The sequence below is a fragment of the Clostridium mediterraneense genome (assembly GCF_900091705.1).
In the GTDB taxonomy this organism is placed as follows: Bacteria; Bacillota; Clostridia; order Clostridiales; family Clostridiaceae; genus Sarcina; species Sarcina mediterraneense.
Window position 1 is genome coordinate 301827 of the sequence record NZ_LT594785.1, and the last position, 21891, is coordinate 323717.

Here is a 21891-nt window from a genome sequence, read left to right on the forward strand (position 1 = left end):
CTAGCTACAAATTATAAGGTGGGGATTTAAATGCAGTATATTATAGGTGTTGACGGTGGTGGAACAAAAACAGAAGCTGTTGCTTATGATTTAGACGGAAATGTTTTAAAAACTTCTTTAAAAGGGTTTGCTAATCTTCTTAATAATAAGGAAGAAGCTTTAAACAATATTCATGATTCAATTAAGGAACTTGTAGATGAATATGGACAAGAAAATTTAAAAGGACTTTATCTTGGTATAGCAGGTTCAGAAGCTGGTGATAATGAGCAGTTAATAAAAGAAGTTGCTGATAAGTTCTTTAAAGATTCTGTTGTTATGAATGATGGAGAACTTGCTTTAAGAGCAATGTTAAAAGGTGAAGATGGGATTTTAACAATAGCAGGAACAGGTTCAATATCATTTGGAGTTAATAAAGATGAAAGGCTTAGATGTGGTGGCTGGGGTCATCTTTTAGGTGATGAAGGTTCTGCATATAAAATTTCAATAGAGGCTATTAAGCATATGATTTTTGTTAAAGAAAACAGACTTCCAAAATCAGAATTTATTGAAGCTATTATGAATGAAATAGGAATTGATTCAGAAGATGATGTAATAGGATTTGTTTATTCATCAACTAAAGATGAAGTTGCAAAGGTAGCTCCAGTAGTATCAAAGTTTGCTGAAAATGGAGATAGAGTAGCAATTGAAATAATGGAAAAAGAAGGTCTAGCACTTGCAAAAACTACAGAAAACACATTTAAAGGGCTTGAATTTGAAAGTTGTTCAATAGGTCTTGTAGGTGGAGTTATAAGAAAGAGCAAAATTGTAAGGGATATTTTTGAAAGTTATCTTTTAAAGAATATAAATGTAGTGGAGTTTGTTGAATCACAAGTTTCAGCAGCTAAGGGTGCATATTATATTTATAAGAAAAATAATAAATAAATTTAATTAATAAGACAATAAGATAAAAAAATTAGGAGGGGACATTATAATGAAGAGACTTGGAATATCAGTATATCCAAACCATGCAAAAATGGAGGATGTTGTAGAATATATACATTTAGCAGGAAAATATGGCTTTAAAAGAATTTTCACATGTTTATTATCAGCAGAGGATAAAACTGTTGATGAACTTATAAAAGAATTTAAAGTTATGCTTGATGCTGCAAATGAGGAAGGTATGGAAGTTATAGCAGACCTTGATCCGACAGTATTCAAAAATTTAAATGCTTCAATAACAGATTTAAAGGTATTTAAAGAAATGGGCTTATCAGGTATAAGACTTGATGCTGGATTTAGTGGACATGAAGAATCAATAATGACATATAATAAATACGGATTAAAAATTGAGCTAAATGTAAGTAATGGAACTAAATATTTAGATAATATACTTTCATATAGTCCAAATAAAGAAAATCTATATGGATGTCATAATTTCTATCCTCATGTATATACAGGACTTTCATATGATCATTTTATAAAATGTAGTAAGCAATTTAAGGAATATGGAATAAGAACAGCAGCTTTTGTTAATTCAAAGGATGCAACACATGGACCATGGCCTGTATCAGAAGGTTTATGTACATTAGAAGAACATAGAGATATGCCAATAGAAGTTCAAGCTAAACATTTATTTGCAACAGGATTAATTGATGATGTTATCATTGCTAACGCTTTTGCTTCAGAAAGAGAATTAAAAGCTTTAAGTGAATTAAATAAATCAATGATAACTTTAAATGCAGAAGTTTATCCTGAAACTTCAGAACTTGAAGAAAAGATTATATTTGAAGAACATCATTTTAATAGAGGAGATGTTTCAGAATATATGATAAGAAGTACTCAAAGTAGAGTTAAATATAAAGGTGAAAAATTCCCTCCTAAAAATACTAGGGATATAAAAAGAGGAGATATCTTAATTGACTCAGATTTATATACAAGATATGCAGGAGAACTTCAAGTTGCTATAAAGGATATGAAAAATTCAGGAAAGACAAGCGTTGTTGGAAGAGTAGCAGAAGATGAAATATTCTTACTTGACTATATTGAACCTTGGATGAGTTTTGGATTTACTAAGAAAGAAAAATAATATTTGCTTATTTTAATATATGTATAATATGGGATACCCTGGGAGAGTGTAAGCTTTTTTGGGGTATTTTTGTATTTTGTATAAATAATATTTCTAAAGTATTAACACAAATAATTAAATTGTTAATAATGGTTCATATTATTAAAAATTTAGAAAGATAAGTGTACAATTACTTATTAGTGTGCAAAAATAAGGCGCAAAAAAATAAAAAACTGTGCATTTTAAATTTGTCTATACAAATCCTGTGATTAAGCCATTTTGAAAAAAAACAAATGAAATTTTCTTAAAAATAAAAGTTGGCATGCTAATTGCTATAGTATATTGGTGTAATTATAAAAGAGAGTTTTAATTATTATCTTTATTATTTTTAAGGAGGTAAAGTTAATGAAAAAAGGTTTAAAGATCGTTACAATTGGTGGAGGTTCAAGTTATACTCCAGAATTAGTTGAAGGATTTATTAAGAGATATGATAAATTACCAGTTAAAGAATTATGGTTAGTTGATATAGAAGAAGGTAGAGAAAAGCTAGAAATTGTAGGAAACCTTGCAAAGAGAATGGTAGAAAAAGCTGGAGTTCCTATGGAAATTCATTTAACTTACGATAGAAGAGAAGCGTTGCCAGGAGCAGACTTTGTTACAACTCAAATGAGAGTAGGTCTTTTAGATGCAAGAATAAAAGATGAGAGAATTCCTTTAAGTCATGGAGTTATAGGACAAGAAACGAATGGTGCTGGAGGAATGTTTAAAGCTTTCAGAACAATACCAGTTATTCTTGATATTGAAAAGGATATCGCAGAACTTTGTCCAGATGCTTGGCTTATAAACTTTACAAATCCAGCAGGAATGGTTACTGAAGCTCTTAATAGATATGGAGCAAGACAAAATGGTAAGTACATTGGATTATGTAATGTTCCAATAGGAATGGAAATGGCAGCAGCTAAAGTTTTAGGTGTAGAACACAAAGATTTAGAAATGATATTTGCAGGACTTAACCACATGGTATTTGGAACAGAGGTTAAAGTAAAAGGTGAAGATAGAACAAATGATTTAATAGAAGCTTTAGCAAAAGGAGAAATCGGACAAATAGTTAAAAATATTTCAGATTTCTCATGGAATGCAGAGTTTATAAGAGGATTAGGAGTTATGCCTTGTCCATATCATAAGTACTACTTCCAAAGAGAAAAGATGTTACAAGAAGAATTAAAAGAATTCTCAAAGGGTGAAACAAGAGCAGAAGTTGTTAAAGGTGTAGAAGCAGAATTATTCAACTTATATAAAGATCCAAATCTAAATGTTAAGCCAACTCAACTTGAAAAAAGAGGAGGCGCTTACTATAGTGATGCAGCTTGTAGACTTATAACATCAATATATAATGATACACAAGATATTCAACCAGTAGATTTTAGAAATGGAGATGCTATTAAAGATATAGATCCAGATTCAACAGTTGAAGTTTCATGTATCATTACAAAGAATGGTCCAGTACCTCTTAAAATTGGAGAGTTACCAGTAGCAGTAAAAGGACTTGTTCAAGAAATTAAGACATTTGAAAGATTAACAATTGAAGCAGCCGTAGAAGGAAATTATGAAAAAGCAGTTTTAGCTTTAGCGGTAAATCCACTTGTAGCTTCAGATTCACTTGCTAAAACTTTAGTGGATGAATTATTAGAAGCACATAAAGATTATTTACCACAATTTAAATCATATTTTGAAAGCAAATAAAAAATAATTTGACATAAAAAAACTTTAGCAAAATTTTAATTTAGGGGGAAAATACAGATGAAAAAGTTTTTTGACTTAATGGATAAATACTTTGTTCCAGTAGCAGCAAAAGTTGGATCACAAAGACACTTAGTTGCTATTAGAGATGGATTTGTTACTATAAGTCCACTTATCATGGCTGGAGCCTTTGCAACATTAATAAATAACATAGGCTTTAAACCATACCAAAACTTTATGGATTGGTTATTACCATCAAATTGGAAAGATTTTGGTGGAGGAATATGGGCAGGATCACTTGCTATTATGGCAATTCTTGCTTCATGTACAATAGCATATCACTTAGCAAAAGGGTATGGCAAAGATGGACTTGCAGCAGCAATGTTATCATTAGGTTCAACAATGCTTTTATATACACCAAATAAAGATGGAAGTATTCCAGCAACATATCTTGGTGGATCAGGATTATTTGTATCAATTATAGTAGCACTATTAGTAACTGAAATATTTGTTAGATTAGCAGGAAATGAAAAGCTTGTTATTAAGATGCCAGCAGGAGTACCTCCAGCAGTATCAAAATCATTTGCAGCTTTATTCCCATCAATCATAGCATTATCAATAGTAGCACTTGTAAAATTATTATTAGGATATGTAGGAATAGAAAATATACACGAAGCTTTATTTACAGTGATTCAAGCACCTCTACAAAATATGGTAGGTAGTGTTTGGGGAATGTTAGCTTTAATATTAATACAACAATTACTTTGGTTCTTTGGATTACATGGATCAAATATATTAGCACCAATCATAAGTGCAGTATTATTACCATTAACACAAGCAAACATGGCAGCAGTACAAGCTGGACAAACTCCAGAACATATTGTAAACAGCCAATTCCTTGATTCATTTGTAAATATGGGTGGTTCAGGAACAACAATCGCATTAATTATAGCTATATACTTAGTAGGTAGACAAAGTAAGACTCAAATGATGATTGCAAAACTTGGAACAGCTCCAGGAGCATTCAATATTAATGAGCCAGTTATATTCGGTATGCCACTTGTATTAAATGCAACATACTTTATACCATTCGTTATAGCACCACTTGTTTCAGGAACTATAGCATATGTAGCTACAGTTATAGGTCTTGTGCCTAAAGTATCAATACTTGCTTCATGGACAACTTCTCCAGTATTAGGAGCTTGGTTATCAACAAACTCAATAAGAGGAGCTTTAGTAGCAATAGTATGTATCGCAGTTTCAGTTGTAATATACATCCCATTTGTAAGAATGGCAACAAGACAAGAATTAGCTATGGAAGCTGAAAACCAAGAAGCTTAAGATTAATATAAATTATAAAATATCCAGGTAGAGATTATTCTACTTGGATATTTTTTTATACAAATAGGAATAAGATATATTAAGGAGTAAACTTTGGGGGAATCAAATTGATAAGTATTGCTAAAATAATTGTTATGTTTATATCTATAGTACTAACTTTAGCAATTCCTAGTATATTAATTATTACTTTAAGAAAAAAGTATAAAGTAAGTTATAAAGCACTTTTGGTAGGAGCGATAGCATTTTTTGTAGCTGTAATTATTTTAGAGGGCTTTATAAATTATTATTTACTAAATAAAAATATTGTTATAGGAAAATTTATAAAAGATAATCCTTTTATATTTGTTCTATATGGTGCTTTTATGGCTGGTATTTTTGAAGAATTAGCTAGATTTGTATGCTTTAAATTTATTCTTAAAAAAGAGAATAGAGTGTATGATGCTTTAGCTTATGGACTTGGTCATGCAGGTCTAGAAATACTTATTGTTTATGCTATTACAATGATAATTCAAATTGTACTAGTTATTTTAATTAATAAAGGGGTAAGTATAGATGGTTCTCTAATTTCTAATTTACAACAAACATCAATATTTATTAATATCCTTGCTGCTTTAGAGAGGGGATTTGTATTGCTCATACAACTAGGCTTAACTTTATTAGTATTCAAAGCAGTAAAAGAGAAAAGTATATTTTATTTAATCTGTGCAATTCTATTTCATGCAGGAGTTGATTTTATTCCTGCTATGTATCAAACAGGACTTATAAGTAATTTATTTATTGTAGAAGGATATATATTAATTTGTTCAGTAATATCATTTTTTTACATTAGAAATACTCTTAAAGATAAAAAAAATATATAAAAAGAGTTGTCTTAGGACAACTCTTTTTATATTTATAATAAACTAATCTTCGAATTTAATTTTGTCTGATTCAATTTCTTTTTCAAGATGACTGTGATGGTGTAAATTAGCTAAATACTCACCTTCATTTTTTAATTCTTCCAAACTATCAAGTTCTAATTTAGAAAATGAATCTAGTAAAGGATCCTTTTTTTTAAAGAACTTCTTAGTATATTTAAAAGTATCTTTAATCTTCAAAGTCATGTTTTTGAGCTAATTTTTTAGCTTCCTTTCTAGCTTCTTTTTCTAGTTTTTTTTCTTTTTTCTCTTCTAGGTGTTTTTCTCTTTCTTCTGCCCTTTTTTCAGCGAGTTCTTCTCTAAGGTCATGAGGAAGGCCTAAATTTATTTCTTCACGTCTTATTTCAAATTCTTCATATCTTTCAAATTTATCAACAAATTTAGCTTCTTCTTCTTTTAATTTGTTTATTAATTTTTGTTTATCCATATTAGCTTCCTCCTTAGTAAGTGCTTAGAATGAAAATCCTTTAATTAAAGTATATTATCTGAAATTATCTTTGTAAAATATGTATAGATAGATATTTATTCAATATATAGTTATTTGATGAAAAATATTTATAGGAGAATATACTAAATGTAATTAAATGTATTATTTATACAATAGTTTTAATAAAAACTGATATTTTTTATAGATATAAAAATTATTTAATTAAGAAAAAAAGATTATCTTAAACTAATAAGATAATCTTTTGTATATTATAAATTCTTGATTATTTCTTCAGTTGAATATGAACCACTAGAAATCATTTCAAAATTAATTAAAGCTGCATTGAAAGAATCAAATCCAGGAGCACCTGTAGCATCATTTGCTATATAAACTTCAAACCCTTGTTCTACAAGATCACGTAAATGAGATTCAACACAAAGATTTGCATTCATACCTCCAAGAATTATTTTATCAATCTTTTGCTTTCTTAATTGTAATACTAAATCATTAGTTTGTGGTCCAAATATTTTATGAGGACTTGATATAATAGTTCTTCCATCTTCAATATATGGCTTTAGTACTTCAAGAATATCAGCACCAGAGTTTTTATCAACGGCTTCTGAAGGCCCTTTTCTTTCAAACATATTCATATCATGCATCATTTTTTCGCCTTTAGCTTCAAAAGCCCATTGGTGATCATGAGGATAGTAGTAATGTGGTGAAATAAAGATTTTATAATCTTTTTCTTTAGCTGTTTTAAGTAACTTGACTAAATTTTCAATAGTATTATTTTTTTCTAGAACATCTTTAACTAGATTGTATCCAGCTCCATTTTTACTTAAAAATTCGTTTTGTGGATCTGTTAAAACTATTGCTGTATCATTTGTATTAAATTTCATGCTTTATACCTCTTCCTTCATATATTCTTATTCTCTAGTAGCTAGCTCCTCTAGATTTGCTTATATTCTAGTATACCAATGTGTAGAAGTAATCAAGATTATGTGAAGAACTAATCAAGATTGTATGGAGAAGTTATCAAGATTTAAATTACTTTTCGTATTTTTCCTCATGTTTATGCACTTTTTTTTCATATTTATTTTCATCTTTTTGTAGATGATGTCTTTCTTTTTCTTCTCTCTTTTCGTTACGATAATGTTCTTTAGCTTCTACTTTTTCAAGATGATGTCTTTCTTTTTCTTCTCTTTTATCAAGCTTATGATTAAGCTTATCTTCTTTCTTTTCAAGCTTATGTTCAACTTTTTCTTCTATTTTTTCAAGCTTATGTTCTAACTTTTCAGCTTTTTTTTCAAATTTATGCTCTTGTTTATGCTCTTTTTTTTCAAGCTTATGTTCTATCTTTTCAAGATGATGTTGTTCTTTATCACGAAGTTTTCTATCTTTTATATCATCAGGAACAGATGCATTTAAATTTTCGCGTTCTTTTTCTAGTTCTTCCATCTTTTCGAATTTATCTAATATATTAGCTTCTTCTTCACGTATTTTTTCTACTAAATGATCTGTGTTCATATAAATTCCTCCTCAGTAAATCTATTGAATTTAATTAATAGATTCTTTAATAAATAATTATTAAATTATTTATTAAAATTCTCATGTTTGTTATAAAATGTATCTTTAACCTTAGTATATTCTTGCTTTATTAAATTGTAAAATTATAAAAAGTATATATTTTATTAAAGATTGTACATTTCAAAATAATAAATTAGGGCTAAAAGACTAATAGATATTAAAAATACAAAGATTACTTAAAAAAATATCACAAAGGATAAACTTTCTAGGTTTTTAAAAATACAGAATCTACATTAATATATAGAAATTCCATATATAGTGTGTAAGTTTTAAAAATTACATTATAAATACACTGTAAATGTGTAAAAAGTATTAAAATAAACAACGGCTTGTTAACTGGATTTACAAATAAGTAACAAGTAAACTTAGTGTGGCATGTAATTTGCGTTATATAAGTAGTGTAAATTTAAATATTTTGATTAAGTGTATAAAATATTTATTAACAAGTATTTGTATCTTAATAAAAATATTTAAAGATTTAACAATATTTTAATTAATAGTGATTTGTATTTCGTAATAAAAAAGTTTACATTTTATTAAAACGATATTAAAATGTTGTTGAAAAGTTTTTTAGATAAAATATGGATATCAATTTAATTAAAAAAATTACTTGTGAAAAAGTAAGGAGGAATACAAATGAAAAAATTCTTCGATTGGATGGAAGAACACTTTATTCCTGTGGCTGCTAAGATTGGAGCAGAAAAGCATCTTGCAGCTATAAGAGATGGTTTCGTAGCAATTATTCCTATAATAATGGCAGGAGCCTTTGCAATATTGATAAACAATTTCTCTTGGCCATGGTACCAAGAATTTATGAAAAATATATTTGGAGAGGGATGGAAAAACTGGGGCGGCTCAATATGGAATGGTTCATATGCAATAATGAGCTTACTAGTTACATTTAGTATCGCATATAATCTTGCTAGATCTAGAGGAAAAGATGGACTAGCATCTGGTTTAACAGCAGTTGGAACATTTATTATTTTCTTTGGAGATTTAGCTAAGACAACTGAGTTTTTAGGAACAAACGGTTTATTATTAGCTCTTGCAGTATCATTAATTGTTGGAGACTTAATGAGTTATTTAATGGGAAATCCAAAGCTTGTTATTAAAATGCCAGCAGGAGTTCCACCAGCAGTAGCAAGATCATTTGCAGCATTATTCCCATCAATGATAGTTTTAGCAATTGCAGCTACAATTCAAGTAATATACACAATATTTGGTGATTCAAATATACCAGCAGCAATTTATTCAGCTGTACAAGCACCTTTACAAGGTATAGTAGGAAGCTTCTGGGGAGTATTAGTACTTATATTTGTAATTCAAATATTATGGTTCTTTGGATTACATGGTTCAAATATGATGCTTCCAATAGTTAATGGAGTATTATTACCACTTACAATTGATAATATGGACATGGTGAAGCTTGGAAAAGCTCCAACACATATTATTAATGATCAATTTTTAAACTCATTTGTATTTATGGGTGGAGCTGGAGCTACAATATGTTTAGTTGCTGCAATCTTTATAGTAAATAGAACAAGAAAGAAGAAGAGTGAAGCTCAACTTACAATTGCAAAACTTGGAGCTTTACCAGGTGTATTTAATATTAATGAGCCAGTTATATTTGGTCTTCCAATAAGTTTAGATCCAATATACTTCGTTCCATTCTTAATAGTACCTTTACTTAATGCTATAGTAGCTTATTATGCAACCTTATTACATTTTGTACCTATTGTAGCATTACAAGCAAGTTGGACAATACCTCCAATTTTAAGTGGTGCAATAGCAACTAACTCATGGCAAGGTGGATTATTATCAATAATACTATTAGTAATAGATACATTAATCTACATTCCATTTGTAGGAATAGCAGCTCATAGAGATATTAAAAATCAAGAAGAAGCTATAAGAGCAGCAGAAGAGGCAGCTGTAGCAAAAAAAGAAGCTTAATATAAAAAAGAGATGTTTTAAAAACATCTCTTTTTTATTTGAAATTTTTTTATACTAGCAATAGAATGCTTCAATTCTTCTCATATCAATTCCAAAGAAAACCCATCTCCAGTTGTTCCATCTCCAACCTGTTATAAAGTTTCTATTAGCACTTATTAAAAATGCCCAGTAAGAACGGCCATTTCTTTGCCAAATATAAGTGAATCTGTGTAGACAAAATCTAACTGTATTACTCCAATCTTGACCACCTTTAAAATTTAAATTAGAAATATTTTTAACATTCTTATTAAATTTTGATGGAATAGTTGATGGTGGTAATCCTAGATTTTTTGGATAACCAGGTTGATTAAAAGGGGGAACCAAATTAACAAGTGGAATTTCATTCATAGGTGGAATCTTATTAAATGGTGGTATATTTGGTTTCATAGGACCAGGGAAAGGCATTCCAAAGTTAGGCATTGGGAGTTTGTTTAATGGTCCCATATTTAAAGGCCAAGGATTATTCTTGCCTTGATTAGATTGATTACCCATAGGCTGATTACCCATAGGCTGATTACTCATAGGTTGCTTATTCATAGGTTGATTACTCATAGGATTATTATTGTTATCAGGTCTTTCAGCATCTAATTCTTCTTCTGATACTTCTCTATAAAATCCATCTCTTGCTAAAAAGTTATCTCTTTCTAAATTAGGATATGAATCTTCATATTCATAGTAAGCTTTAGATTCAGTTTCAAATTCATTAAATACATCAGAACTTTCTAAGTCTATATAATCGTCATTAATCTCGAATTCTCCAATTTCTCCTTCTTCTAAATCTTCTATTTCACCGTCATCAAGAACTCTAAAATAATTGACAGGATAAATAATTTCCATAAAAATCTCCTAAGTAAATTTATAACACTATATTGTATGGTGAGAATTTGAAAAAGTGAATTAGAAGATAGGGATAACAAAAATAAATTATTTATTTTATATTAAAAAGGTATATATCTGAATTTAAGTTTTTCAGATATATACCTTTGATTTATTTTGTATTTAAATATTTTTTATATATAAAATCTGCAAATAGTGAGTTAGACCATGCAAACCAATCTCTAGTAAATTTAGTTGAATCATCACAGTGGAAGCCTTCATGCATATAACCTGTATCAGCATCTGTGCTAATTAAAGTTTCTACAAGACTTTCTATTTCAGACTCATCATTAGTTGTAAGCCCTTGCATTGATAAAGCAATATGCCAAATATATTCATGTGGAGTATGAGGACTACCAATACCTCTAGCTTCTTTTCCCTCAAAGAAGAAAGGATTTTCTTTGCTTAATATAAATTTTCTTGTATTTTGATATATAGGATCATCAATTTCTTTATAACCTATATAAGGAATAGCAAGAAGACTAGGTACATTAGCATCATCCATTAAGTTATAGTTTCCAAATCCATCAACTTCATAAGCATATATTGGTCCAAATTCTTCATGTTCAATAATTGCATATTCTTTAATAGCTGTATCTATTTGATATTGAAGCTTAAGTGCTTTTTCTTTAATTTCAGTGTTAGAATAAATTTCTTCGCAGATTTCAGCTATGTATCCAAGTACTACAGAAGCAAACATATTAGCAGGTACAAGATATCCATATTTACAAGCATCATCACTAGGTCTAAAGCCTGACCATGTCATTCCTGTATATTTTACAGGGTTACCAAGTCCATTATTACATAATGTATCTGTTTCTGAGCAATTTAATCTTTGGAATGTATAATCTGAATTCTTAAAATGATCTTGTTCAACAGTCCAAAGTTCTATTATTGTTTTAAATGTATTTAAGACATCTTCATTAAAGATAGAAGAATCATTAGTTTTCTTCCAATATTTATAGATTAATCTAACAGGATAGCAAAGAGAGTCTATTTCATATTTTCTTTCCCAAACCCAAGGACTATCCTTTGTTATATCATTGTCCCATTTTTTACCGTTAGCAGTTCTATTAAAAGCATTAGCATATGGATCAATTGCAATACATTTTAATTGTCTTTTAATTAATCCTCTAAATACATCTTTTAATATAGGATATTCATTTACAAATGGAAGATAGTGTTCTACTTGAGAAGTAGAGTCTCTAAGCCACATTGCAGGAATATCTCCAGTAATTATAAATGTATCGTTTCCATCTTCATCTAAGATTACTGTTGTTTCCATTGTATCTATAAAACATTTATAAAAAGTTTCTCTTAACTTTGGATTTTCTATTTCATTAGATAGATTACAAGCTAGAGTTTTTATAGTTTCTTGTAGTGTATCTATCTTATTTACTTCGCACTTATTCATAAAAAAGTCCCCCTAAAAAACTAAGTTATATGTTAGATTTTATAATATTAGTGAAAACCTTTAAATATATAAATATATCTTTCTATAATAAGTTAAGTAAATTAATAGTTTATACACTCTTTTTAGCTTTTTCCTCAAGCTCCTTTAATAAGGCTTGGCTTGAAAACATGATTAAAAATGCAGTTATACTAGACATGAATAATACTGTTGTACTAGCTGCAAGTTCAAATAAAATTAGAGTAAAAATAAAGCAAAGTACATTAGCAATAGTTATTAATGGTCTAGTAAATAAAAGTATTAAAGAAGATTTTATAATACTTTTAATATCCATAGAAAATCTACTAATTAGTAAGAAAATATATGGAGTTATAAGTATAAGTATTAAAAATATACCTATAAATAGTGAGCTGAAAATTAAATTATTTTGAACTTTTGAGAAAAAGTTTACATTTGTATAAAGTATGAAAACTAGTATAAGTTCACCTATCCATATGATTGTTGAATTTTTAAAATTAGACTTAAATCCATGTATAAAGTCTGAAAGTACATTTATGTCTTTGTTTCTAATGATTTTTCCCATGCAGTATAATAACGTAGTAAATGAGGCTGCAAAAGGAATTAAGCAAACTAAGAATAGTGGTAAATATGTAGTCACTTTACTTATTCCGATAAATATTAAAAACAATACTGTTGGTATATTAACAAGCATAAATATTAAATTAAGTGTTAAAAACCAAAAAACATAATTGAAAAAAGTAAGAATTTTTTCTAAATTAAAGATATTGTTCATAAAAATGAAACCCCCTTATAAAAGACATAATAATCTAAATGTAGTAAAATAAAGTATATTTAAAAATATTTATTTTGTCAATTATGGTATTATCAAGAAAAGAATTACTACTTAAAAATTGATATTGTTAGGGGGGCAGTCATTTGAAAAGTAGAGAGAAAAATATATATAGAAGAGTCTTTACAGTTTATACTGCTGTTATAATCTTGCTTATAGTCTCGTTAGATATATATTTTTTAAAATATTTTAGTGATAGTACAAAGGATAAAAATTTATACATAAATCAGCAAATGGTAAATGAGGTAGCTGGAAAACTTGATGAGGATCTTTCAGCAACTAATAGGATAATAGATGATATTTATTATCATAAGGATGTATTATTTGATATGCTCAATTTTATAAATATGGATTTAAGTGAGTATAAAAAGCAAAGGCTTGATACTATAAGTGAAAGTACTAATATGGGGAATATCGGTACAGAGCTTTTTATAAAAAAGATATTTAATTCATATGAAAATTTAGAGAGTGTTGCTATAGTATCATTTAGCAGAGAAATGATTAGTACCTTTAATAGAAAGAACCAAATAAAGTATGAAAAGATAAAGGATTATAGTCGATATGTGGATAAGAAAATAATACCGCATAAGGATTCTATAACTTATATAAGAAATATAAATAATACTGAGAATTTTAATAGTGCAGGACTTCTTATGTTAACCTTTAATATGAGTAATGTTGAGAATGTAGTAAAGGAGTATGATAGCTATAATAAAGTATCTATAGTGGATTCAGATAGAAATACTATATATGACTCTAATGGTGAATATAATTTTTATTATGGAAATATCATTGATAAAAAAGAGCTATTAAGTATAAAAGGGGGAAATTATTTAAATGCAAAATATCAAGATGAAGATATAGCTGTAATAGGTAGAATATCTAAAGGGATAGCTGATAATATACCTTTAGGTGTATATGTTACTTTAATTTGTCTAGATTTAGTTGCATTTATAATGGCTGAAGCAATTATTTATTTAAAAATTAAAAAATTAAATAATAGAATGAATAAAGTAATAGTGGCCATGGATGAGGTTAAAGATGGAAACTTTGATATATCAATAGATGTTGGAGAAGAAAATGATGAGCTTAGTTATATAGCATTTAACTTTAATGAGATGTGTAAAAGGCTAAAGGAACATATAGAAAAAAGTTATTTAGCTGAGATAAACCAAAAAAATGCTGAAATGAAAGCACTTCAAAGTCAGATAAATCCACATTTCTTATATAATACTTTAGAAGTTATAAGGATGAAAGCTATTTGTAGTGGAAATAAAGAGGTTGGAAAAATGCTATATAATCTAGCAACTTTATTTAGAAGTCAGCTTAAAGAGAAGGATATTATAACTATAAAAAGTGAAGTTGATTATTGTAAGAAGTATCTCGAACTTTTTAAGTTTAGATATAAAGAAAAGTTTAATTATGAGATATATTGTGATGAATATTTACTAGGAAATAAAGTTATAAAATTTATTTTACAACCTTTAGTTGAAAACTACTTAATACATGGAATTAGGCTTGAAGATGATGATAATATGATTGTAATTTCTATAGTAAGTGAAGATAAAGATATTCTTATTCATATTGAGGATAATGGTAAAGGGATTGATATAGAGAAAATAGATGAAATAAATGAGAAGCTTAGTGAAAAGAAACATAATACAAGATCAATAGGAATATTAAATGTTAATGAGAGAATAAAAACATTATATGGAGAAAAATATGGAGTTTTAATTACTAAGGATATAAATTTAGGTACAAAAATATTAGTAAAAATTCCAAAGATATAGGGGGATATATTTGTGTTTAAGGTTATGTTAGTTGACGATGAAAATTTAATAGTTGAAGGGCTTAAGAATATTATAGATTGGGATAATCTTGGATTAGAAGTTGTAAATACAGCTAGTAATGGAGAAGAAGCTATAAGAAAGTTTAAGGAGCTTCCAGTTGACATAGTAATTACAGATATAAATATGCCAAAGGTTACAGGTATTGAACTTTTAAGAAGTTTAAAAGATTTAAATGATGATGTAAAGTTTATAGTTTTAAGTGGATATGATGAGTTTTCATATGCTAAAAGTGCCATAGAACTGGGAGTTAAGTCATATATTTTAAAACCTGTTAATGAAGAAGAATTAGAAGAGGCTTTATTATCTATAATAGAAGAGGTAAATAAAGAGAAGAAAAAAGAAAAAGGTCTTTTAGAAAAAAATAATAAGTTAATAGATTTTCTAGGGGGAAGAGTTGGTATTGATGAAATTATTGATATAAAAGATATAATTACTTTAGATTTTAATAGTAATTCTTATATTGCTTCAAATATTTCTTTTAAGGCTGATGATATAGAAAGTGTTATTGAAAATATAGATAACACTATTAGAGAATATGAAGATAAGAATTTTGAGATTATAAGGAACTATGATTCAAGTATAGTTCTTATAAAGTCTTTAAGTTCTGATATTAGTAGAGAATCTTTAAAAGAGTACTTTGAACTTATAAAAAATACTATAAAAGAAGATTTAAATATAGATGTCTTTATATCAGTTGGAAATATAGTAGATAGTGCAAAGAGTATTTCAGAAAGTTATAGAGAGTGTAGAAAAATTAAAAAACATATTTTAAGTAAGGGTTATGGAAATATAGTATTTTTTGATGAGATATTAGGAATTAAAGAAGAGAAGAAAGATTTTAAGAAAGAAATAGAAGAAATAAATAAGCTTATTATAGAGAAAAAGCCTAAGGAGATAGAAACTTATATTAAAGATATTTTTGAAAATCAAGATTTAACACCTAAGAATATTTATGATTTTTCAATTAAAGTTCTATTCCTTACAGATGAAGTTCTTAGTGAATTTAAGTTATCTAACAAATATGCTAGAGAAAGTCTTAGTAGTACAATAGTTGATTTATGTAATGAAGATACTAGAGTTAATATCGAGAATTTCTTAATTACCGAGTTGTGCGAATTAATTAAAATAGTTAGTAATAATGCTAACCAATATAGTCCAGTTGTTCAGCAAGTTATAAATCTAATTAATGAAGATTATAAAAATGAGCTTAGTCTTAAGACTTTATCAGCTAAATATAATATTAATAGTTCATATTTAGGTCAGATTTTTACTAAAGAAGTTGGATGTTCATTCTCTGATTATTTAAATAAAGTTAAGAATACTAAGGCTAAAGAACTTATCTTAACTACTAATATGAAAATTAATAATATAGCAAAAGAAGTTGGATATACTGATACAAGTTATTTCTATAGAAAGTTTAAGAAATATTATGGTGTATGTCCTTCAACACTTAGAGAAATGAAAAATTATTAGAATTTATTATAGAGTTGTCTTTTATAAAAAGACAGCTCTTTTTTATTTTATTCACAGGTATTTTAGCTTATTTTGTCTGTGGATAAATATATTTTTCATTATTAGTAAGCTAAAAATGTATGAAACTTAAATATGTACACTAAATCTAAAAATTTTAACCTATAAAGGAAAATATTACTATGTTATATTTATTTCATAACTTAACAAACGTTTACAGAAGGGAGGGGTTAGATGAGTACTGAAGTATTAGTAAAAGAAAAAGTAGAAAATTCATCTAAGGTTGTTAATAAGAAGGGTAATTCAAAAAAGAAATCAAAATTTAAAAGTAATTTAGGACTATTAATCTTAACAATTCCAGGACTTGTATGGTTTTTAGTATTTGCATATTTACCTATGTTTGGGGTTTTGGTTGCATTTAAGGACTGGAGAATACATGGAGGATTCTTTGAAAGTTTATTCCAAAGTGAATGGGTTTGGTTTGATAACTTTAAGTTCTTATTCCAAAGTACAGATGCTTGGTTAATTACTAAGAATACTGTTATGTACAATGCTGTATTTATTGTGATGGGAGTTGTTCTTCCAGTAACACTAGCGATTTTATTAAAAGAAGTATTTAATAAAAAGTTATCTAAATTTTATCAAACTTCAATGTTCTTACCTTACTTTTTATCATGGGTTGTAGTTAGTTACTGCGTATACTCATTCTTAAGCCCAGATAAAGGATTCTTAAATGAAATTTTAGTAAAAATGGGTAAAGATCCAGTTTCATGGTATACAGAGTCTAAATATTGGCCTCTAATAATTATTGTAATGAGCCAATGGAAAGGTGTAGGTTATGGAACAGTTGTTTATTTAGCATCAATATGTGGTATAGATAAGAGCTATTATGAAGCTGCACTTATAGATGGAGCTACTAAATGGCAACAAATAAAACACATCACAATTCCTCTACTTAAACCAATTATGATTATTATGTTTATTACAGCTGTTGGTGGAATATTTAGAGCAGATTTTGGTCTATTCTATCAATTACCTAAAAACTCAGGAGCTTTATATTCTGTAACTAACGTTATAGATACTTATGTTTATAGAGGACTTATGAACCTTGGAAACATAGGAATGAGTTCAGCTGCTGCATTATATCAATCATTTGTAGGAATGATTCTTATACTTGTAACAAACGGAATAGTTAGAAAAGTTGACGAAGAGAATGCTTTCTTCTAGGTGAAAGGGTGTGAAAATGTTTTGGACAAGATAAAGAAAATTTTCAAAAAAAATAGTACCTCATCAGAAGCTGAGGAAAATAGATTTAATAAAGTATCAACTAAAAGCCAAATTGCTATAAATATTTTATTTGGATTATTAGCAGCAGCTTGTATCATACCATTTGTATTTGTAATGATCATTTCATTTACTAGTGAAGATGCATTAAGAACAAATGGATATAGTTTTTGGCCTGCTGAATGGAGTTTAGAGGCTTATAAGCATATATTCTCTTCAAGTAACCAAATATTAAAAGCTTATGGAATAACAATAATTGTAACTATTAGTGGTACATTACTTGGACTAGCAATAATGACTATGTATGCTTATGCATTATCAAGAAAAAGTTTTGCTTACAAGAAGTTTTTCACAAAGGTTATATTTATACCAATGTTATTCTCAGGTGGTATGGTTGCATCATACTTAGTAATGGTAAACTTCTTAAATCTTAAAAATAGTTTACTTGCACTTATATTACCTTTATGTGTTAGCTCATTTAATATCATTATTCTTAGAACTTTCTTTAAAACAACAATTCCAGAATCAATTGTTGAATCTGCAAAGATTGATGGTGCTACAGAGTGGCAATTATTTTTAAAGATAGTACTTCCTATATCTTTACCAGGTATAGCAACAGTAGGATTATTCCTAACATTAGCTTACTGGAATGACTGGTTTAATGCCATGCTTTATATAGATGATAATAGTTTAATACCATTACAGTATCTGTTAGTAAGAATAGAAACATCAATGGAATTCTTAGTTAACAATGCATCAACAATGGGAGCTAGTGCTGCAGAAGCAGCATCTAAGATGCCAACTGAAACAGCGAAGATGGCTATAGTTGTTATAACAACTTTACCAATAATATTTGCTTATCCATTCTTCCAAAAATATTTTGTAAATGGATTAACAGTTGGAGCAGTTAAAGAATAAAAAATATGTTTAAGGAAAATAAGGAGAGATAAACATGCATTACTTATTAGAAAGAATAGATAAAACTTGTAGAGAAATTGAAAAGAATATTTACAGAAATAGTATTGAAATAGAAGGTTATAAATATATAGATGGAAACTACCATAACATTGATTTAATAAAGAATGCTCCAGAAGATGGTTGGAGAGATTTCAAAAAAGGTGATTTATGGGGAGGAAGAGATTGTCATGGTTGGTTCAAGTGCTCAGTTGTAGTACCAGAAGAATTTGCTGGACAAACTATAGCATTAAACTTCCATACTTTTGATGAAGGTTGGGATGCAACAAATCCTCAATTTATTTTATATGTTAATGGAGAACAAATCCAAGGTGTTGATATAAATCACAGAGAAATTATTTTAAGTCACGATGCTGTTGCAGGTGAAAAATATGAAATAGATTTACATGCATATGCTGGTATGTTATCAGATAAAAAACCAACATTACATGGAAAACTTGTTGTTATTGATATGGCTTCAAGAGAATTATACTTCAACTTAAAAGTTCCTGCAGATGTATGTAAGGAATTAGAGAAAGAAGATAAAAGAAGAATAGATATGATCACAATGCTAAATGATGCTATCAATTTAGTAGATTTAAGAAGACCTAAGACTAAAGAATATGATGAAAGTGTAAAAGTAGCTAACGATTTCTTAAATGAAAAATTCTATGGAGAAATGTGTGGACATGAAGATGTTACTGCTACTTGTGTTGGACATACTCATATAGACGTTGCATGGCTTTGGACTGTTGCTCAAACAAGAGAAAAAGTTTCAAGAAGTTTCTCAACAGTTTTAAAACTTATGGAAGAATATCCTGAGTATATATTTATGTCATCACAACCTCAACTTTATAAATTCTTAAAAGAAGATCATCCAAAAATATATGAAAAAGTTAAGCAAAAAGTTAAAGAGGGTGTTTGGGAACCAGAAGGTTCAATGTGGCTTGAAGCTGATTGTAACGTAACTTCAGGGGAATCACTTGTAAGACAAATCATTCACGGAAAGAGATTCTTTAAAGAAGAATTTAATGTTGATAATAAAGTTCTTTGGTTACCAGATGTATTTGGTTACTCAGCAGCAATTCCTCAAATATTAAAGAAATCAGATGTTGATTACTTTATGACAACAAAAATTGCTTGGAACCAATTTAACAAAATTCCTAATGATACATTTATGTGGAAAGGTATTGATGGTTCAGAAGTTCTAACTCACTTTATAACAACAACAGGACCGGGACAAGAAAGAGAATCACATTTTACAACTTACAATGGTCATATTCAACCAGATGCTGTTATGGGTGCTTGGAGAAGATACCAAAATAAAAATATAAACGATGATGTTTTAATTTCCTTCGGTTGGGGAGATGGTGGTGGTGGTGCCACATTAGAAATGCTTGAAAATGGAAGAAGACTTGCAAAAGGTATTCCAGGAGCTCCTAGAGTTAAAATGGGAACATCACTTGATTACTTCAAGAGATTAGAAGAAAAAGTTAAGGATAATAATAAGTTACCAAAATGGGTTGGAGAATTATATCTTGAATACCATAGAGGAACTTATACATCAATGGCTAGAAATAAGAGAGATAACAGAGTTTGTGAAAATCTTTATACTTCAGCAGAAAAGATTCATTCATTAGCATTAGCAGAAGGTAAGACAGATTACCCACAAAAGAATATTAATGATTCATGGGAAACAGTATTATTAAATCAATTCCATGATATTATTCCAGGATCATCAATCAAAGAAGTTTATGATGTTACAGCTGTTGAATATAAAGAATTAATAGAAAATGCTAATAATATAGTTAAAGATGGTACAGATTTCATAGCTTCAAAAATTAACTTAAAGGATAGAAGTGTTGTTGTAACTAATACATTAGGATTTGAAAGAAGTGATATAGCTACTTTTGAAGTTCCAAGTGATATAACAAATGTTGCTGTAATTGATGAAGATGGTAATGAAATAGTATGTCAAAATATAGACGGAAATAAGGCTATATTCTTTGCAAAAGATATACCTGCAAATGGATATAAGAGCTTTAAGATAGTAGAAGCTACAAAGACAGATGCTCAGTTTGTTAAGTTAACAAATAAAGAAGCTGAAAATGAATTTGTTAAGATTAAGTTTGATGATAAGGGACAAATTATCTCATTCATAGATAAGAAAACAAATAGAGAAATATTAAAAGATGGTGCAATAGGAAATGAAATTCAAGCATTTGAAGATAAACCTATGTGCTTTGATAACTGGGATATAGATATTTATTATAAAGAAAAAATGTGGAAGGTTGATGATGTTCAAAGTATAGAAGTTGTTGAACAAGGACCTGTAAGAAGTACATTAAAGATAGAAAGAAAGTTCTTAGAATCAACAATTACACAAAAAATATATATCTACAATGATATAGCTAGAGTAGACTTTGATTCAGTAATTGATTGGAAAGAATATGATGTTCTATTAAAGGCAGCATTCCCAATAGAAATCAATACTAGCGAAGCTACTTATGAAATCCAATACGGAAATGTTACAAGACCAACTCATAATAATACATCATGGGATGTTGCAAGATTTGAAGTTTGTGGACATAAGTGGGCTGATTTATCAGAAGGAGACTTTGGGGTTTCACTTCTTAACAACAGTAAATATGGACATGATATTCAAGATGGTAATATGAGATTAACACTTCTTAAATCAGGTACAGATCCAAATCCAGATGCTGATAAAGAAGTTCATAATTTTGTTTACTCAATTTATACTCATGAAGGAACATGGAAAGAAGCAAATACAGCAGAAGTTGCTTATGAATTAAATAATCCATTAATAACAAAGGTTGAAGAAGCACACGAAGGAGACCTTTCTTCAGAACTTAGTTTCGTAAAAGTTGATAAAGAAAATGTTATGATAGAAGTTATTAAGAAGGCCGAAGATTCAGACCACCTAATAATAAGAATGTATGAATATCATAATAAATCAACTAAGGCTACATTAGAATTCTACAAAGAAATTGCAGAAATTAAAGAGTGTAACTTAATGGAAAGAGATTTAGAAGAGTTAACAGCTACTGGTAATAAGGTTGAGTTTACAATTAAGCCTTATGAAATTAAGACATTAAAGTTCAAATTAAAATAATAAATAAAAAGAAGT

The 21891-nt window shown here is 28.3% G+C and carries 18 protein-coding genes; 11 read left to right on the top strand and 7 right to left on the bottom strand.

Going from position 1 to position 21891, the window contains the following annotated elements:
* Positions 1–30 precede the first annotated feature (30 nt).
* The 5 genes from BN8917_RS03405 (at position 31) to BN8917_RS03425 (ending at position 5985) form a co-directional block, all read left to right on the top strand.
* Positions 31–921, top strand: coding sequence for an N-acetylglucosamine kinase (locus BN8917_RS03405; RefSeq protein WP_066870663.1), 891 nt, complete (start codon positions 31–33; stop codon positions 919–921).
* Positions 922–970: 49 nt separating this feature from the next.
* The gene (locus BN8917_RS03410; RefSeq protein ID WP_066870666.1) at positions 971–2065 is read left to right on the top strand and encodes a DUF871 domain-containing protein; all 1095 of its coding nucleotides are present in this window, start codon (positions 971–973) and stop codon (positions 2063–2065) included.
* A gap of 384 nt (positions 2066–2449) precedes the next feature.
* A complete protein-coding gene (locus tag BN8917_RS03415) occupies positions 2450–3787 on the top strand; it encodes a 6-phospho-beta-glucosidase (protein WP_066870669.1) in 1338 nt (445 codons plus the stop codon).
* A gap of 57 nt (positions 3788–3844) precedes the next feature.
* Complete coding sequence (locus tag BN8917_RS03420; RefSeq protein WP_066870672.1) at positions 3845–5125, top strand: PTS sugar transporter subunit IIC; 1281 nt, start codon at positions 3845–3847, stop codon at positions 5123–5125.
* A 107-nt stretch (positions 5126–5232) separates the two neighbouring features.
* Positions 5233–5985, top strand: coding sequence for a YhfC family intramembrane metalloprotease (locus tag BN8917_RS03425; protein ID WP_066870675.1), 753 nt, complete (start codon positions 5233–5235; stop codon positions 5983–5985).
* Positions 5986–6027: 42 nt separating this feature from the next.
* On the opposite strand, the gene BN8917_RS03430 is transcribed toward BN8917_RS03425, so the two are convergent.
* From BN8917_RS03430 to BN8917_RS03445, 4 genes are all read right to left on the bottom strand, one after another.
* On the bottom strand, positions 6028–6222 hold the full coding sequence (locus tag BN8917_RS03430) for a hypothetical protein (RefSeq protein WP_207644760.1): 195 nt from the start codon (positions 6220–6222) through the stop codon (positions 6028–6030).
* Positions 6212–6469: a hypothetical protein gene (locus tag BN8917_RS03435; RefSeq protein ID WP_066870680.1), complete on the bottom strand. Its 258-nt coding sequence runs from the start codon at positions 6467–6469 to the stop codon at positions 6212–6214. The genes BN8917_RS03430 and BN8917_RS03435 overlap by 11 nt, the downstream gene beginning before the upstream one ends.
* A gap of 269 nt (positions 6470–6738) precedes the next feature.
* Complete coding sequence (locus tag BN8917_RS03440; protein ID WP_066870684.1) at positions 6739–7368, bottom strand: cysteine hydrolase family protein; 630 nt, start codon at positions 7366–7368, stop codon at positions 6739–6741.
* A 148-nt stretch (positions 7369–7516) separates the two neighbouring features.
* On the bottom strand, positions 7517–7996 hold the full coding sequence (locus BN8917_RS03445; protein ID WP_066870687.1) for a hypothetical protein: 480 nt from the start codon (positions 7994–7996) through the stop codon (positions 7517–7519).
* A gap of 696 nt (positions 7997–8692) precedes the next feature.
* Here BN8917_RS03445 and BN8917_RS03450 point away from each other — a divergent pair.
* Positions 8693–10009, top strand: a complete 1317-nt coding sequence (locus tag BN8917_RS03450; protein ID WP_066870689.1) for a PTS sugar transporter subunit IIC — start codon at positions 8693–8695, stop codon at positions 10007–10009.
* A 54-nt stretch (positions 10010–10063) separates the two neighbouring features.
* Here BN8917_RS03450 and BN8917_RS03455 read toward each other — a convergent pair whose 3' ends face one another.
* The 3 genes from BN8917_RS03455 to BN8917_RS03465 all read right to left on the bottom strand — a co-directional run bounded on the left by BN8917_RS03455 (position 10064) and on the right by BN8917_RS03465 (position 13128).
* Entirely contained in the window at positions 10064–10885 is an 822-nt protein-coding gene (locus BN8917_RS03455) for a hypothetical protein (RefSeq protein WP_066870692.1), read from the bottom strand.
* Positions 10886–11036: 151 nt separating this feature from the next.
* Positions 11037–12338, bottom strand: coding sequence for a glycoside hydrolase family 125 protein (locus BN8917_RS03460; RefSeq protein WP_066870694.1), 1302 nt, complete (start codon positions 12336–12338; stop codon positions 11037–11039).
* 109 nt (positions 12339–12447) lie between these two features.
* Entirely contained in the window at positions 12448–13128 is a 681-nt protein-coding gene (locus BN8917_RS03465; protein WP_066870697.1) for a DUF624 domain-containing protein, read from the bottom strand.
* A gap of 143 nt (positions 13129–13271) precedes the next feature.
* Between BN8917_RS03465 and BN8917_RS03470 the strand changes: the two genes are divergently transcribed.
* From BN8917_RS03470 to BN8917_RS03490, 5 genes are all read left to right on the top strand, one after another.
* Complete coding sequence (locus BN8917_RS03470) at positions 13272–14975, top strand: sensor histidine kinase (RefSeq protein ID WP_066870700.1); 1704 nt, start codon at positions 13272–13274, stop codon at positions 14973–14975.
* Between the two features lie 12 nt (positions 14976–14987).
* Positions 14988–16508: a response regulator transcription factor gene (locus tag BN8917_RS03475; RefSeq protein WP_066870703.1), complete on the top strand. Its 1521-nt coding sequence runs from the start codon at positions 14988–14990 to the stop codon at positions 16506–16508.
* Positions 16509–16739: 231 nt separating this feature from the next.
* Complete coding sequence (locus BN8917_RS03480; protein ID WP_066870707.1) at positions 16740–17732, top strand: ABC transporter permease; 993 nt, start codon at positions 16740–16742, stop codon at positions 17730–17732.
* 21 nt (positions 17733–17753) lie between these two features.
* Positions 17754–18707: a carbohydrate ABC transporter permease gene (locus BN8917_RS03485; protein WP_066870709.1), complete on the top strand. Its 954-nt coding sequence runs from the start codon at positions 17754–17756 to the stop codon at positions 18705–18707.
* A 34-nt stretch (positions 18708–18741) separates the two neighbouring features.
* Positions 18742–21876, top strand: coding sequence for an alpha-mannosidase (locus tag BN8917_RS03490; RefSeq protein WP_066870711.1), 3135 nt, complete (start codon positions 18742–18744; stop codon positions 21874–21876).
* The last annotated feature ends 15 nt before the right edge of the window (positions 21877–21891 follow it).

What these genes read in the sequence shown, in the direction of transcription:
- BN8917_RS03410 (WP_066870666.1), top strand. Translation starts at nt 971, where the DNA reads ATGAAGAGACTTGGAATATCAGTATATCCAAACCATGCAAAAATGGAG.
- BN8917_RS03455 (WP_066870692.1), bottom strand. Translation starts at nt 10,885, where the DNA reads ATGGAAATTATTTATCCTGTCAATTATTTTAGAGTTCTTGATGACGGT.
- BN8917_RS03415 (WP_066870669.1), top strand. Translation starts at nt 2,450, where the DNA reads ATGAAAAAAGGTTTAAAGATCGTTACAATTGGTGGAGGTTCAAGTTAT.
- BN8917_RS03440 (WP_066870684.1), bottom strand. Translation starts at nt 7,368, where the DNA reads ATGAAATTTAATACAAATGATACAGCAATAGTTTTAACAGATCCACAA.
- BN8917_RS03460 (WP_066870694.1), bottom strand. Translation starts at nt 12,338, where the DNA reads ATGAATAAGTGCGAAGTAAATAAGATAGATACACTACAAGAAACTATA.
- BN8917_RS03490 (WP_066870711.1), top strand. Translation starts at nt 18,742, where the DNA reads ATGCATTACTTATTAGAAAGAATAGATAAAACTTGTAGAGAAATTGAA.
- BN8917_RS03480 (WP_066870707.1), top strand. Translation starts at nt 16,740, where the DNA reads ATGAGTACTGAAGTATTAGTAAAAGAAAAAGTAGAAAATTCATCTAAG.
- BN8917_RS03450 (WP_066870689.1), top strand. Translation starts at nt 8,693, where the DNA reads ATGAAAAAATTCTTCGATTGGATGGAAGAACACTTTATTCCTGTGGCT.
- BN8917_RS03465 (WP_066870697.1), bottom strand. Translation starts at nt 13,128, where the DNA reads ATGAACAATATCTTTAATTTAGAAAAAATTCTTACTTTTTTCAATTAT.
- BN8917_RS03435 (WP_066870680.1), bottom strand. Translation starts at nt 6,469, where the DNA reads ATGGATAAACAAAAATTAATAAACAAATTAAAAGAAGAAGAAGCTAAA.
- BN8917_RS03405 (WP_066870663.1), top strand. Translation starts at nt 31, where the DNA reads ATGCAGTATATTATAGGTGTTGACGGTGGTGGAACAAAAACAGAAGCT.
- BN8917_RS03420 (WP_066870672.1), top strand. Translation starts at nt 3,845, where the DNA reads ATGAAAAAGTTTTTTGACTTAATGGATAAATACTTTGTTCCAGTAGCA.
- BN8917_RS03445 (WP_066870687.1), bottom strand. Translation starts at nt 7,996, where the DNA reads ATGAACACAGATCATTTAGTAGAAAAAATACGTGAAGAAGAAGCTAAT.